Annotated in this window: 12 protein-coding genes; 7 read left to right on the top strand and 5 right to left on the bottom strand. The window is 57.9% G+C overall.

The window, feature by feature from the left end:
- Window positions 1-7 precede the first annotated feature (7 nt).
- The 4 genes from LSG25_RS08095 (at window position 8) to lpxC (ending at window position 4,563) form a co-directional block, all read left to right on the top strand.
- The gene (locus LSG25_RS08095; protein ID WP_232744163.1) at window positions 8-799 is read left to right on the top strand and encodes a cell division protein FtsQ/DivIB; all 792 of its coding nucleotides are present in this window, start codon (window positions 8-10) and stop codon (window positions 797-799) included.
- Between the two features lie 7 nt (window positions 800-806).
- Entirely contained in the window at window positions 807-2,033 is a 1,227-nt protein-coding gene (ftsA, locus tag LSG25_RS08090; RefSeq protein ID WP_232744162.1) for a cell division protein FtsA, read from the top strand.
- Window positions 2,034-2,206: 173 nt separating this feature from the next.
- On the top strand, window positions 2,207-3,376 hold the full coding sequence (ftsZ, locus tag LSG25_RS08085) for a cell division protein FtsZ (protein ID WP_232744161.1): 1,170 nt from the start codon (window positions 2,207-2,209) through the stop codon (window positions 3,374-3,376).
- 263 nt (window positions 3,377-3,639) lie between these two features.
- A complete protein-coding gene (lpxC, locus tag LSG25_RS08080) occupies window positions 3,640-4,563 on the top strand; it encodes a UDP-3-O-acyl-N-acetylglucosamine deacetylase (protein ID WP_232744160.1) in 924 nt (307 codons plus the stop codon).
- Between the two features lie 8 nt (window positions 4,564-4,571).
- Here lpxC and LSG25_RS08075 read toward each other — a convergent pair whose 3' ends face one another.
- A complete protein-coding gene (locus LSG25_RS08075) occupies window positions 4,572-5,057 on the bottom strand; it encodes a DciA family protein (RefSeq protein ID WP_232744159.1) in 486 nt (161 codons plus the stop codon).
- A gap of 43 nt (window positions 5,058-5,100) precedes the next feature.
- Here LSG25_RS08075 and LSG25_RS08070 point away from each other — a divergent pair, with 43 nt between their 5' ends.
- Window positions 5,101-6,060, top strand: coding sequence for a M23 family metallopeptidase (locus LSG25_RS08070; RefSeq protein WP_370636002.1), 960 nt, complete (start codon window positions 5,101-5,103; stop codon window positions 6,058-6,060).
- Window positions 6,061-6,159: 99 nt separating this feature from the next.
- Window positions 6,160-8,907 carry a preprotein translocase subunit SecA gene (secA, locus tag LSG25_RS08065; protein WP_232744158.1) on the top strand — a complete coding sequence of 916 codons (2,748 nt, stop codon included), beginning with the start codon at window positions 6,160-6,162 and terminating at the stop codon, window positions 8,905-8,907.
- Window positions 8,908-8,959: 52 nt separating this feature from the next.
- Here the strand turns inward: secA and mgtE are convergent, their stop codons facing one another.
- The 3 genes from mgtE to LSG25_RS08050 form a co-directional block, all read right to left on the bottom strand.
- Entirely contained in the window at window positions 8,960-10,438 is a 1,479-nt protein-coding gene (gene mgtE / locus LSG25_RS08060; RefSeq protein WP_232744157.1) for a magnesium transporter, read from the bottom strand.
- 13 nt (window positions 10,439-10,451) lie between these two features.
- Window positions 10,452-10,847: an acyl-CoA thioesterase gene (locus LSG25_RS08055; RefSeq protein ID WP_232744617.1), complete on the bottom strand. Its 396-nt coding sequence runs from the start codon at window positions 10,845-10,847 to the stop codon at window positions 10,452-10,454.
- A 69-nt stretch (window positions 10,848-10,916) separates the two neighbouring features.
- Window positions 10,917-12,122 (bottom strand): M20 aminoacylase family protein, encoded by a 1,206-nt coding sequence (locus LSG25_RS08050; protein WP_232744156.1) that lies wholly within the window; start codon window positions 12,120-12,122, stop codon window positions 10,917-10,919.
- An 89-nt stretch (window positions 12,123-12,211) separates the two neighbouring features.
- Between LSG25_RS08050 and LSG25_RS08045 the strand changes: the two genes are divergently transcribed.
- Window positions 12,212-13,897: an AMP-binding protein gene (locus LSG25_RS08045; RefSeq protein ID WP_232744155.1), complete on the top strand. Its 1,686-nt coding sequence runs from the start codon at window positions 12,212-12,214 to the stop codon at window positions 13,895-13,897.
- Between the two features lie 45 nt (window positions 13,898-13,942).
- Here the strand turns inward: LSG25_RS08045 and LSG25_RS08040 are convergent, their stop codons facing one another.
- Entirely contained in the window at window positions 13,943-14,788 is an 846-nt protein-coding gene (locus tag LSG25_RS08040) for an inositol monophosphatase family protein (RefSeq protein ID WP_232744154.1), read from the bottom strand.
- Between the last annotated feature and the right edge of the window lie 61 nt (window positions 14,789-14,849).

Here is a 14,849-nt window from a genome sequence, read left to right as displayed (position 1 = left end):
TGTAATCGTGTTTAACGACGCCCGCCTAACCAACTTCATTGCCAATTCGCTGGCTTTGCTGGCGGTATTGGCGTTGATCTTGGGCGTCGTACTCTGGGTCGCGCAGCGGCCGTATTTCGCGATTACCCAAATCCAGATTGAACCGATGCAAGCGGATACATTGAATTACGTCTCGGCGACCAGTGTGCGGGCGACAATAGCCGGGAGGTTGGCAGGAAATTTCTTTACGGTAAATCTTAACGACACGCGCAAATTGTTGGAAACCGTACCATGGGTGCGCCGTGCGCAGATCCGGCGCGTGTGGCCCAATACTTTGCGGGTTCAAATAGAAGAGCAGCAACCATTGGCATTGTGGAACGAGAATCAAATGATCAACACCTGGGGCGAGGCTTTCAGCGCCAACCAGGGTGAACTTCCCGACGATGCCAATTTGCCGCATTTTTATGGCCCGGCCCAGTCCGAGCGCTTGGTGGTGCAGCGCTATGCCGAGCTGGCTCGCTGGTTTGCGCCGCTCAACTTGCATGTCAAGCAAATTACGCTCAGCCCGCGTTATGCGTGGGATGTCGAATTGTCGGATGGCGTGCGTCTGAGCCTGGGCCGCGATCCGGCCGCCGACGTGGCCGATCCTCACGGCCGCTCCGGCGCGCTGCCATTCGCGGCGCGCATTGAACGTTTTGTAAAAACCTGGCCGGTGCTTATGCAACGGCTTGGCGGTCGTGCCGTACGCAGTGCCGATTTACGTTACTCCAACGGGTTTGCTATTACGTTGGCTCCTGTTTCTCCTACCTCTACTAAATAGAAAAACTATGACCCGTGACATCAAGGATCTGATCGTTGCACTCGATATCGGCACCAGCAAAGTGGTGGCGGTGGTGGCTGAAATATTGCCGGAAGGGCGTTTCGAAGTGCTTGGCCTGGGCCAGCATGAGTCCCAGGGGATGCGCAAAGGCGTCGTGGTCAATATCGAGTCGACCGTAAATTCGATTCAGCGCGCGCTCGAAGAGGCTGAACTCATGGCCGACTGCAAGATTCGTGAGGTGTATACCGGTATCGCCGGCAGCCACATCACGAGTTTCAACTCGAGCGGCATGGTCGCGGTCAAGGACAAAGAGGTCACTGCGACCGACGTGGCCCGCGTGATTGAAACCGCCAAAGCCGTGAATATACCTACCGATCAGCAGGTATTGCACGTGTTGACGCAGGAGTTCATCGTCGATTCGCAAGAAGATATACGCGAACCGATAGGCATGAGCGGCCTGCGCCTCGAGGTGCGTGTGCATATCGTCACGGGCGCGGTCAGCGCGGCACAAAATATCGTCAAGTGCGTGCGCCGCTGCGGTCTCGAAGTCCAGGACCTTATTTTGCAGCCCTTGGCCTCCAGCATGGCCTGCCTGACCTCCGACGAAAAGGAGCTGGGCGTGGTGCTGGTCGACATCGGCGGCGGCACCACCGATATCGCGATCTATACCGGCGGGGCGATACGCCATACCGCTGTCGTGCCTATCGCGGGCGATCAGATCACCAGCGATATCGCGGCAATGCTGCGCACACCGACCCCGGACGCGGAAGAAATCAAATTGCGTTTCGGGATCGCCAAGCAGGTATTGGCCAGTGCCGAGGATCATGTCGAAGTGCCGGGCCTGGGCGACCGGCCCAACCGCCAGGTCAAGCGGCAGGCTTTGGGCGCGGTCATAGAGCCCCGGATCGAGGAGCTGTTTACGTTTGTGCAGCAAATCGTGCGTGAGTCCGGCTACGAGGATTTGCTGGCGTCGGGCGTGGTCCTGACCGGCGGTACGGCCCTGATGCCCGGCATTGTCGAGCTGGCCGAGGATGTTTTCTTAAAACCGGTGCGTGTTGCGGTGCCCGATTACCAGGGTAGTCTGGCCGATGTCATGCACAACCCACGCTTTTCAACCGTCATGGGTTTGTTATCCGAGGCGCGTTTGCAGCGTGCACGCGGTCGCAAGGTCGCGCAACAAAAAGGGAGTTTCAAAAGCCTTTTATCGCGCATGAAGGAGTGGTTTATGAATTAGGGCCTTATGGCCTTAATAGACAGGTGGTTTTTTGTCCTGTCTTCGGGAGGCGTTTCAAATTTGGTGCGAGTCATGCAACTGGCATCTCCTTTGAAGCGATTTCCGGCAAGGTAAGTAGTACTGGGGAAATTTATACGCTTTTATCGTTTTCAGGAAATGTGAGGGAGTCAATCATGATGAATTTTGAAATGCTCGATAGCAATGCCAATGGTACCGTTATCAAAGTAGTCGGTGTGGGTGGTGCTGGCGGCAACGCCGTGGCGCACATGATCCGTTCCGGCGTCAACGGTGTGGATTTTATTTGCGCCAATACCGATGCCCAGGCATTGGTTGCCAGCGAAGCCCCTGTGCAAATCCGTCTGGGTCGCACAGGCCTGGGTGCAGGCGCCAAGCCTGAGCAGGGCCGCGCCGCGGCCGAAACCGCAAGAGAAGAAATTCGTGCCGCATTGACGGGTGCGAATATGGTGTTCATTACAGCCGGCATGGGTGGCGGCACAGGAACCGGAGCGGGTCCCGTGGTTGCCGAAGTTGCCAAGGAACTTGGCATTCTGACCGTCGGGGTCGTAACCAAGCCATTCTCCTTCGAAGGCGCCAAGCGCCTGAAAATGGCGGAAGACGGTATTGCCGAGTTGTCCAAGCATGTGCATTCGCTGATTGTCGTGCTGAACGAGAATCTCTACGAATTGATGGACGACGACGCCACTCAGGAAGACTGCTTCAAGTCGGCCGACGACGTGTTGCACAATGCGTGCGCCGGAATTGCCGAGATCATCAATGTCGAAGGCAATGTGAACGTCGACTTCGAAGACGTCAAGACCATTATGGGCGAACAGGGCCAGGCCATGATGGGCACATCCATCGCCGCCGGGGCCGACCGCGCCCGTGTGGCTGCCGAGCGGGCCATTGCATGCCCGTTGCTGGAAGGCGTCGATTTGCACGGAGCCCGTGGCATGCTGGTGAATATCACTGCCAGCCGTACCCTTAAAATGCGCGAAACGCGCGAAATCATGGATACCATCCGCAGCTACGCCGCTGAAGATGCCACGGTGATTTTCGGGACGGCCTACGACGAATCCATGGGTGAAAACTTGCGTGTTACGGTGGTCGCAACCGGCTTGGGCCGCACGGCTGCTTCCACGCGTCCTCAACTCGTGTCGAATTCGGCCGAAGTGTATCGCACCGGCACCGATAATCTGCCCCTGATGGGAGGTTTTGCCAATTCCGACGTGCCCGCAGTGATCCGCAATCCGCGCAGCCAGGCTTCCGCACAGGTTCGGGCGCTGGAAACCGCCGGCATGGATCACTTCGACATACCGGCGTTTTTGCGTAAACAGGCCGACTAGACAGAAATCCGGCCCAAGGCTGTTCAGGCAGCCCTCACAGCGATGAGGCGGGCGAAACGCCCGTACCGATCCGACGGCACGTCTTCCTATATCCCCGGGAGGGCGTGCCGCCGCGTATCAACCGCAGCCATTGCGATGGCCGGCGGTCCGCAGACGTTGCCAGGACTTACAAAAATTTAAGGGATTGATACGTATTCTTGTTACAATGACGAGTACGCTGCCAAAGTGGTCGCGCCAGCTGTTTGAATTCTGGTCTTTTATTTATGTTACGCCAACGCACCATACAAAAATCCATCAGTACCAAAGGTGTGGGCCTGCACTCTGGTCGTCGAGTTGAAATTACGCTCCGCCCCGCAGCCCCCAATACAGGTATTGTGTTTCATCGCGTCGATCTGCCCGAAGTCGTGGATTTTCCGGCCCAGGCAAATCGGGTCGGCGATACTCGCATGGCTTCGGTGCTGCAGCAGGGCAATGTGCGGGTATCGACTGTCGAGCACCTCATGTCGGCTCTGGCCGGCCTGGGCATCGACAACCTTCATATCGATCTTACCGGCGAAGAAGTTCCCATCATGGATGGCAGCGCCGGGACTTTCGTTTACTTGTTGCGCTCGGCAGGCCTTCAGGAACAGGCGGCTGCCAAGCAATTCCTGCGGGTGCTGAAAACCATCGAGGTGCAGGAAGGCGAAGGCCAGGAATTGAAGTGGGCTCGCCTGGAACCCTACGATGGCTTCGCCCTGTCGTTTGCCATCGACTTTCATCATCCGGCCATCGACTCCACGGCCAATTTCGCCGAAGTCGATTTTTCCAAGGATTCGTACGCCAAAACCATTGCGCGGGCCCGCACCTTCGGATTCGTGAGCGAGGTTGAAGCTTTGCGCGCGGCGGGCTTGGCTCGCGGCGGCAGCCTTGACAACGCCATTGTCATGGATGAATACCGGGTGTTGAATTCCGATGGCTTGCGCTACGACGACGAGTTCGTCAAGCATAAAATTCTTGACGCTATCGGCGATTTATATCTGATCGGCAAGCCGCTGGTGGCGCGCTATGTGGCTTGCAAGTCGGGCCATAGCCTGAATAACAGGCTGGCGCGGGCCTTGCTGGCCCAACAGGATGCCTGGGAGATGATTACCTACGAATCCAGTGCCACGGCGCCCAAGGCTTTCACCAACGAGTGGAAGTTCGCCTGATCTCGGCGTTACGGGTGCCGATGATGCGCCAGCAGGCGTTTTACGGCGTCGGCCAGCGGGCCGGGGCGCAAGTTATTTTGTAACGTTTCAAATGCGCGTAAAGCGTTATTATCGAGTGGCACCACTTCTTTGATGGGTGCTGCTTTTGTCTGGTTTTGTAACAAGCCAGCTTGAACCCTGACATTAATTTCGTTAAGGTTCCATCCACCCTCCGTTAGCAGTTGAACAATTCGGGGGGCCAATTGTCGAAGCTTTGCCGCATGCGCCGCGCTGGGAACCGCCAGCGTGACTTGCTGTCTGTCTATACGCGCTACTCGACAAACCTGCGCAATCGCAGGGGGCAATATTTTTTTGGCCGCATGTTCTATTGATAGCAACATGCGTGCCGTCGTTAAAACATCAGCGCCATGCCGATCGCTACCCAGCCAACTGATTGCAGAAAGGTTGGCGGGTAAGGATTTATCTCGGGATCGTCGATCGGGAGTCTGGGGCATGCGCGACTTGTCAGTAAGGATTTATACAGTGAATGTTGTCATTATGCATGGTCGTTCGGATGGTTCCAATGTCAAGAAGCTGGGAATGCCGTTTCTGGCTGCCTTGGCGATTGCCGCGCTGTCGGCTTCGGCCGCCGCAGGCGCCTGGGTACAATCGCGCTACAGTCGCCCGGCTTCGCTTAGTGTGGCGCAAGAACGCGTTATTAACAATCAAGTTTCCCGCGATTCCGCGTATATACGCGAAAATGTAAACCTTCTTGCCCAGACTGTCGGCGAGCTGCAGGCCAAGCTCATCGCCATGGGCGGCCTGAGCAAGCGGGTGGCCGATGTCGCCGGCATTTCCTACACCGACCCGGAAATCAAGGCCAGTCTCGACCACGCTCAGCCTGTTATGGATTACATCAACGACGGTCCGGGCGACTCCATGTCGGCCGAGGGCCTGGGGCGCCAGCTGGATCTCATGCAGCAGCAGATCGACGAGCAAAAAGACTGGTTTGCCATGCTGGATCTGGTGCTGACCAAGCGTGCCGGCACCGAGGCTCGCTTGCCGACCTTGATGCCGGTCAATTACCCTTACCTGAGCTCTTCGTTTGGCTGGCGCCTGAATCCAGTGACCGGCCGTCGCTCCATGCACGAGGGCCTGGATTTTGCGGCGCCCAAAGGCGCGCCCATTTATGCGGCTTCAGGTGGCGTGGTATCCGAAGCGGGTGTTCAGGCGGGTTACGGGAAAATGGTTGAAATCAATCATGGAAACGGCCTGGTTACACGGTACGCTCATGCATCCGTGCTGGATGTGAAAGCCGGCGATCTGGTCGAAAAAGGGCAAATGATCGCCCGTGTCGGTTCCTCTGGCCGATCCACCGGCTCGCATCTGCATTTCGAAGTTCGAATGGCAGGGCACCCCCTGGATCCCAAGTTGTTTTTAGCCAAGCCGGAGGTGTCCAGGCACTTGGTCGCCGACGCCTCAAGCCACGTAAAAGCCATCCTGCCCGAGGTGCGTTAAACTGTCTCGTTTTCCTGCGGATTTTCCGCCAACCTAAAAAAAGATATGCATTAGGCGTTGCGCGTGCTAACGGTGCAAGCCTGCATTAACGACACAAGAATGGTCTCTCTGCTAAAAAAGCTCATTGGTAGTCGCAACGATCGGTTACTTAAGCAGTATCGCAAGCAGGTAGCGCAAGTTAACGCGCTCGAGTCGAAAATGGTTGCTCTCGCCGACGAGCAGTTGACGGCTAAAACAGACGAATTCCGCCAAAGATATCAGGCCGGTGCATCGCTGGACGATTTATTGCCCGAGGCGTTTGCCGTGGTGCGCGAGGCCAGCAAGCGGGTATTTGGCATGCGCCACTTCGATGTCCAGATGCTCGGGGCCATTGCCCTGCATAACGGCAAGATCGCGGAAATGCGCACCGGCGAAGGCAAAACGCTTATGGCGACCCTCGCGGTGTACCTCAACGCCCTGGCCGGTCGCGGCGTGCATGTGGTAACCGTCAACGACTATCTGGCTCGCCGCGATGCGCAATGGATGGGCCGTTTGTACAATTTCCTGGCCATGACGGTTGGAGTGGTTGTACCCCAGCAGGAAAACGAGGAAAAAAGAGCGGCCTATATGGCCGACATCACATACGGCACCAACAACGAATACGGTTTTGATTATTTGCGCGACAATATGGAGTACCGCGCCGAGGATCGCCGGCAGCGCCAGCTTGCCTACGCTATTGTCGATGAAGTCGATTCGATCCTGATCGACGAGGCGCGCACGCCACTGATCATTTCCGGTCAGGCCGAAGACAATACCGATCTTTACATCCGCATGAATGCGGTACCGCCGCTGCTGTCGCGCATGGCTTCCGAACCCAAGCCGCAGGAGCCCGAACCCGAAGGCGATTTCTGGGTCGACGAAAAGGCGCAGCAGGTTCATATGTCGGAAGCGGGGCATGAGAAGGCCGAGCAAATTCTGTCGAGCATGGGCCTGCTGCCCGATGGCGAGTCTCTGTACGACCCACGCAATATTGCCTTGATACACCATTTGATGGTGGCCTTGCGGGCGCATAACTTGTTCTTCCGGGACCAGCAATACGTTGTTCAGAACGACGAAGTGATGATCGTCGATGAATTCACCGGACGACTGATGGTTGGGCGCCGCTGGTCGGATGGCCTGCACCAGGCCGTCGAAGCCAAAGAAGGCGTCAAGATCCAGAACGAAAACCAGACGCTCGCTTCCATTACATTCCAGAATTACTTCCGCATGTACGACAAACTGTCGGGCATGACCGGAACGGCCGATACCGAGGCTTATGAGTTCCAGGAGATCTATAGCCTGGAAACCATGATTATCCCGACCAATCGTCCCATGATCCGCAAGGATCAAAACGATCAGGTTTTCAAAACCGATAAAGAAAAATACCAGGCGATCCTGGGCGACATCAAAGATTGCCACGAGCGTGGCCAGCCGGTGCTGGTTGGTACAACCAGTATTGAAAACTCCGAGCTGTTGGCGGGTTTGCTGGTGCGGGCCAAGTTGCCGCATGAAGTTCTGAATGCCAAGCAGCATGCGCGCGAGGCCGAAATCGTGGCCGAAGCCGGCAAGCCCGGGCATATTACGATAGCCACCAATATGGCCGGCCGCGGAACCGATATCGTGCTGGGCGGCAGCATCGAGAAGCAGATCGACCTGATCCGTGCCGATTCCTCACTCAGCGAGGACGACAAGGTGGCGCGCATTGACACCGTCAAGTCCGAGTGGGCTCCTGCCAATGAGCGCGTCAAGCAGGCGGGGGGCTTGCGCATTATCGGTACCGAACGCCACGAATCCCGTCGCATCGACAATCAGTTGCGTGGCCGTGCCGGACGTCAGGGCGACCCGGGTTCTTCGCGCTTCTACCTGTCGCTCGATGATTCCCTGATGCGGATTTTCGCCGGTGACAGGGTACGGTCCATCATGGAGCGTCTGCGTTTGCCTGAGGGCGAGCCTATCGAGGCTCGCATGGTGTCGCGCTCGATCGAATCGGCGCAACGCAAGGTCGAGGCGCGCAACTTCGATATACGCAAGCAATTGCTCGAATACGACGATGTTTCGAACGATCAGCGCAAGGTCTTGTATGCGCAGCGCAACGAGGTGCTGGAATCGGCCGATGTGTCCGAAACCATCAATAATTTGCGCGACGCCGCGGTGACCGAGCAGTTCCGGGCGTATATCCCCGAGGAAAGCATGGAAGAGCAGTGGGACGTCCCTGCCCTGCAGAGTGCGCTGGAAGCCGACTGGCAGATTGAAATGCCTCTGGTCGATATGCTCGAAAAAGAGCCTAACCTGACCGATGATGACCTGCTTGAGCGTGTGCTGGCCGAAGCGCGCCGTATTTACGACGCCAAGGTCGAGATGGTGGGGCGAGAAAACTGGAATCCCTTTGAGCGGTCGATGTTGCTGCAGGCTGTCGATACGCATTGGCGCGGGCATTTGTCGTCGTTGGATCATCTGCGGCAAGGCATTCATTTGCGCGGCTATGCGCAGCAGGATCCCAAGCAGGCATACAAACGCGAGGCCTTTGAACTGTTTTCGGCCATGCTTGACCGGATCCGCAACGATGTAGTCAAGGTCTTGATGACAGTCAAGATCGAGTCCGCCGCTCAGGTGGAAGCCGAGGAGCAGCCTCAGCTCGAGAACGTGACCTATCATCACTCCGATTACGACGTCGCATTGAGCGGCGAAGATCCCGGTATCGATGGCGTGGATGCGACCGGGCCCGTGAACCGTCCCCTGGTCAATGTGACGCCGAAAGTAGGCCGCAACGATCCGTGCCCCTGCGGGAGCGGGAAAAAATACAAGCATTGCCACGGCAAGCTGGCGTAGATACCCTCTTGGCAAGCAAGGGATGATGTAGAGGCGGGACTTGTGCCCGCTTCTACAGCAAGAATAGGGTTGCCAGGCCGAGAAAGAGAAAAAAGCCCAACGAATCGGTGGCAAAGGTCAGGAGCACCGACGAGCCCATTGCCGGGTCTTTGCCGAAGCGGTCGCGCAGGATCGGAATCAGCACGCCAAGTGCCGCGCCTATCAGTATATTGCCCACCATGGCGGCCATCATGACGGCCGCTATGGCCAGCGAGCCTGAAATCAGCCAGGCGAATATTCCGGTGACGAAACTGCCGCATGTCCCGACCAGGAAGGCCACGTACAGTTCGCGCTTGACGAGTTGCCAGGCGTTGGCGCCTGTGACCCGGCCCACCGCCAGCGCGCGAATGATCATGGTCATGGTCTGATTGCCGGAGTTGCCGCCGATTCCGGCGACGATGGACATTAAAAATGCCAGTATGACGATATGGCTGACGGTCTCTTCGAAGCGCGAGGCAATGAATGAAGCCGTCGATGCCGTGCATAAATTGACCAGCAGCCAGGGCGCGCGGTTTTTCAGGGCGCTGACGATCGGCGCAAAGATGTCCTCTTCCTGCAGGCCGGCGCGGGACAAGGCTTGCTCCTGGGAGTCTTCCTGCATCACGTCCACGACTTCGGCGATGGTGACGCGCCCGATCAAGCGGCCCTGGTCATCGACTACCGGCGCCGAGACCAGGTCGTAACGTTCGAATGCGCCAGCCGCGTCGGCGTCGGAGTCCAGTGGGTTGAGCGTCAGGTAATCGGTGTCCATGACACCCGACACATCGGTTTCGGGTTCGCTGACAAGCAGGGTCGATAAGGGCAGCGTGCCTTGCAGCTTGTCCTGGCGATCGACCACAAAAATCTGGTCGGTATGGTCCGGCAATTCGCGCAGGCGCCGCAAATAACGCAGGACAACCTCGAGCGATACATTCTCGCGTACCCGCACCATTTCGAAGTCCATGATGGCGCCCACGGTGCCTTCGGGGTAGCCCATGGCCGCAATCAATTGCGCACGTTCTTCGTCGGTCAGGCCTTTTTGCACTTCGGCTATGACGTCAGCCGGCAGGTCCGGAACCAGGTCGGCGATTTCGTCGGCATCCATGGTGCCGGTGGCAGCCACCAAGTCCTGGTGGTTCATGGATTCGATCAGCGATTCGCGAGCCCAGTCGTCCACTTCGAGCAGCACATCGGCATCGTGTTCGGCGTCGACCAAGTGCCATACCGCTTGCCGCTCGACGACCGGCAGGGACTCGAGGATAAAGGCGATATCGGCCGGGTGCAGGCCGTTGACGATCGTCTTGATCTCGTTCTCATGCTGCCGATGCAGCATGCCTTCGAGCAGGTTTGAGCGGTCTTCGTCTTCGTACTGGCGGTGGGCCAGGGCTTCTACGACTTCTTGCCGCTTGAGTATCGATTGCAGCTTTTGCAGGGCAAGCTGCGCATCTTCAGGGTCCAGCCTGCGAGGAATCGCGATGGGCTCGCTTTCAGGCTTGACGAAGGTGTCCGACATAGGCGCGCCTTGTTCAAACGGGTGGAAGGGGGCGGCGCCGACGCTGCTCGTCGGTGGCGACGTAAGTCAGGGTCGCTTCGGTTACCTTGACGACTTCGAATTGCAGGCGTTGGCGTTCGGCGTAGACTTCGACGGCAACCGTAACCGAGGTAGTACCGACTTTGATGATTTCCGCATAGAAGCTGAGAAGGTCGCCGACAAAAACAGGTTGCTTGAAGGTAAAGGCATTGACGGCGATGGTTGCCACGCGTCCGGCGGCCCGGCGGGCCGCGGGGATCGATCCGGCTATATCGACTTGCGCCATGATCCAGCCTCCGAATACATCACCGTGCATATTGGCGTCGGCAGGCATGGGGACAACGCGCAGCACGGCGTGCCGCGACGGGGTGGGCAGGATGGTGGCGGGCATAGGGGTGCTCAAGACAACTCCAATAAAAGCCTGGCCGATGCGCAGGCGTGCAAGGCAGCGAGAAAGAGGTTAATGAGAAGCCGCGTCGGCCAGCCAGCTTCGAGCCAGTTCGACCCAGTAGCTCGCGCCCAAAGGGAGGAGGTCGTCGTTGAAGTCGTAACTGCCATTGTGCAGCATGCACGGCCCCATGCCATGCCCCTGGGTGCGGTGGGTGCCGTCGCCATTGCCTATCCAGACATAACAGCCGGGTTTTTCCCTGAGCATGAAGGCAAAATCTTCGGAGCCCATGGAAGGCCGTACCGACTGGTTGACCCCTTGTTGGCCGACGATGCCTTTGAGCACATTGGCGCAAAAGGCGGTTTCCCTGGCGTGGTTGACGGTGGCCGGATATTTGCGGTGAAACGTGAATTCGGCTTTGCAGTTCATGGCTTGACAGCCCAGGTGCGTAATTTCGGACATGCGTTTTTCAATGATGTCGAGGGCTTTGTCGGAAAATGTGCGGACGGTGCCTCGCATCGAGGCGCTGTTGGGGATGACATTGTCGGCCGAACCGGCATGAATCTGGGTAATGCTGAGTACGGCGGGATCGAGGGGGTCCAGGTCGCGCGTGAGTATGGTCTGGAACGACTGCGCCAGTTGGACGGCGGCCATGACGGGATCGACGCCCAGATGCGGCATGGCGGCATGCGCTCCCTTGCCTTCGAGGACGATTTCGAACGTATTGCTGGAGCCCATCATGGGGCCTGGAATGACGCCGAAAGTGCCGACTTCCATGCCCGGCCAGTTATGCATGCCAAATACGGCGTCCATGGGGAACAGCGTGAAGAGGCCATCGTCGATCATTTTTTTTGCGCCGCTGAAGCCTTCTTCGGCAGGCTGGAAAATAACGTGAACGGTGCCGTCGAAATCGCGATGCTCGGCGAGATAGCGAGCTGCCGCCAGGAGCATGGCGGTATGGCCGTCGTGTCCGCAAGCGTGCATCTTGCCGGGGTTTTTGCTGGCGTGCCCGAAGGTATTCAGTTCTTGCATGGGCAGCGCATCCATGTCGGCCCGCAAGCCAATGGCATGGCCATTTTGCGTTTTACCGTGTATTGTTCCTACGACGCCTGTAACACCCAGGCCCCGGTGCGTATCGATGTTCCAGGATTCGAGCTTTTTTGCCACGACATCGGCGGTGCGGACTTCTTCGTAGGCTAGTTCAGGATGTGCGTGGATATCGCGCCGGATCGCAGCGATCTCGGCTTGCCATGCAACGATAGGTTCAACTAATTTCATGATGGATATCCTGTTGTAGTCGTCGATGAAACTGTACGCCTGTGACAGCGTATCATCAAACTGTTGAAATCGGGAAAAGGGGCTGACAGATGGAAAAACCGTGGTTGCTGCACTATCCGAAAGACGTCCCGGCTGAAATAAATACCGGAAATTACTCTTCGCTGGTGGATTTGCTGGATCAGGCCTGCAAGAAGCACGCAGACCGGCGCGCCCTGACATTGATGGGCCGCAGCCTGCTTTATCGCGACCTCGATCGGCATGCCGATGCGGTGGCCGCCTGGATACAGCAGCAAGGCCTGCCCGCGGGCAGCCGCGTCGCTCTGATGATGCCCAATGCCATGCCCTATATGGTGGTTTTCATGGGGGTTTTGCGTGCGGGCATGGTGGCTGTCAATATCAATCCCATGTATAGCGAGCGCGAGCTCGAACACCAGCTCCAGGACTGCCGTCCGGAATTGATTTTCATTCTGGAAAATTTTGCCGCCACCCTGGCCGCGGTTCCGGGCGATCAGCAGCCAGGGCGGGTGGTCATTGTGTCGCTGGGCGATTTGCTGGGATTCAAGGGGCGCCTGGTCGATCTGGTGGTGCGCTACGTCAAGCGGCTGATTCCCCCTTATAGCCTGGCGGGGGCACTGCGTTTTCGCGTGGTGCTGGAGCAGGGCGCCAAAGCCGCCTTTACGCGGCCCGTGGTGGCGATGGACGACCTGGCGGTGCTGCAGTACACGGGAGGCACCACCGGCGTGCCCAAGGGCGCCATGCTGACTCACCGCAACCTGGTGGCCAATGTGTTGCAGGTCAGGGCGGTAGCCCGCCCGGCGCTGGGCGATCTGTCGGGCGAGCCCCTGACCATCTTGAGCGCCTTGCCTCTTTATCATATTTTTGCGCTGACGGTCTGCGGGCTGTTTGCCGTGCACGCGGGCATGTGCAGCGTACTGATTGTCAATCCGCGCGATTTATCCACGATCGTGCAGGCATGGCGCCGTGATCCGATTCATATCTTTCCCGCTGTCAACACCTTGTTCAATGGTTTGGCCAATCGGACCGAATTTGCCGCCCTGGATTTTTCCGCCTTGCGCCTGTGTTTTGGCGGAGGAGCGGCCGTACAACGTGCCGTGGCCGAAAAATGGCAGCAAATCACAGGCAAGCCGCTTATTGAAGGATACGGCCTGTCCGAGACATCGCCTGTCGTGTGTGTCAACCCAACCGATGCCGGCGAATACTCCGGGGATATCGGTTTTCCCCTGCCGTCCACCGACATTGTCCTGTTCGATAATCAGGAACAGCCTGTGGCCCTGGGCGAGCCCGGCGAGGTAGGCATACGCGGCCCCCAGGTCATGAAGGGGTACTGGCAGCGTCCCGACGAAACGGCCCAGTCTTTTACCAAGGATGGATTTTTCAAGAGCGGCGATATCGGCATCATGAGCGAGCAAGGGCGAATCCGCCTGGTCGATCGCAAAAAAGACATGATTCTGGTTTCGGGATTCAATGTCTATCCCAGCGAGATCGAAGAGGTCGTGGCCGCTCATCCGGGCGTGCTGGAGTGCGCGGCAATAGGCCTGCCCGATGCGCGCACCGGTGAAATGGTCAAGCTCTATGTAGTAAAAAAAGATCAGTCCCTGGACGAACGGCAGTTGCGGGACTGGTGCGCCGAGCGGCTGGCGGCGTACAAGCGTCCGCACAGAATCGAATTCCGTACCGAGCTGCCCAAAAGCAATGTGGGCAAGATTTTGCGGCGAGCGCTGCGCGATGAGGCGTCGCAAGGCGTTGTTGCCTGAACGTCGCCCAGCCCTGGAAAGGCCTTGGCGCCGGACCTTCTCAGGTCAGCGCGGCTTCAAATGAGGCCGGATCATGGCATCGATGGCGGATGCCGTGTCGGGATTGCCGGCGTACACATAGCCTTTTATGGGCCAAGGGTCGATGTGATGCATATCTTCGGCTACTCCACCTGCTTCGCGCACGATGACCGTCCCCGCGGCCACGTCCCAGGGAGCCAGGCCCATTTCCCAATAGCCGTCGTAGCGGCCGCAGGCGGTCCAGGCCAGATCGAGCGCGGCCGCCCCTAATCGCCGTACTCCGCGTGTGGTGTTAATGGCTTCATGCAAGGTGGGCATGTATTGCTCGGCAAAGGAGAAATCCCGGAATGGAAATCCTGTGGCCAGTACTGCCTCGCTCAGGTCGCGAGTTTGCGAGCATGAGATCCTGTACTCGTTCAACCACGCGCCCACGCCGTGCATGGCGGTAAATATTTCTTCGCGGTTCGGATCGTAGACGACCCCGATTACAGGCGTATCCTGCTCCAGGGGCTGATCGTCGAGGATTGCCCCGGCGTGCGCAATCAGCGCTATCGAAACCGCATAATGGGGTATGCCATGCAGGAAATTGGTGGTGCCATCGAGGGGATCGATGTACCAGGTCGCTTTACCCGCTGTTTTTCCGCCGGATTCTTCCGCCACGATGCCAAAGTCGGGCGTGCGTTCACGCAACAGGTCGATAATAGCGATTTCCGCTTCCCGATCGGCTTGGGACACCAGATCGTTTCTGGCTTTCTTGTTGATGACCAGGTCGGATCGATTGTGGGCGTAGGATTGCAGAATCGCCGCTGCTGCACGAGAGGCGGTAACCGCGGCGTCAAGGGATTCGCTGAGATTGAGGCGTGGTATTGGCATACGATCCGTAAGCGTCTGAGGGTCGGGAAACTCTAGTGTACGTAACATTGTACCCGGCCAA

Source organism: Paralcaligenes sp. KSB-10 (assembly GCF_021266465.1).
Classification (GTDB): domain Bacteria; phylum Pseudomonadota; class Gammaproteobacteria; order Burkholderiales; family Burkholderiaceae_B.
Note: the sequence above shows the minus strand (reverse complement) of the source record. Positions and strands in the feature narration are given on the sequence as shown.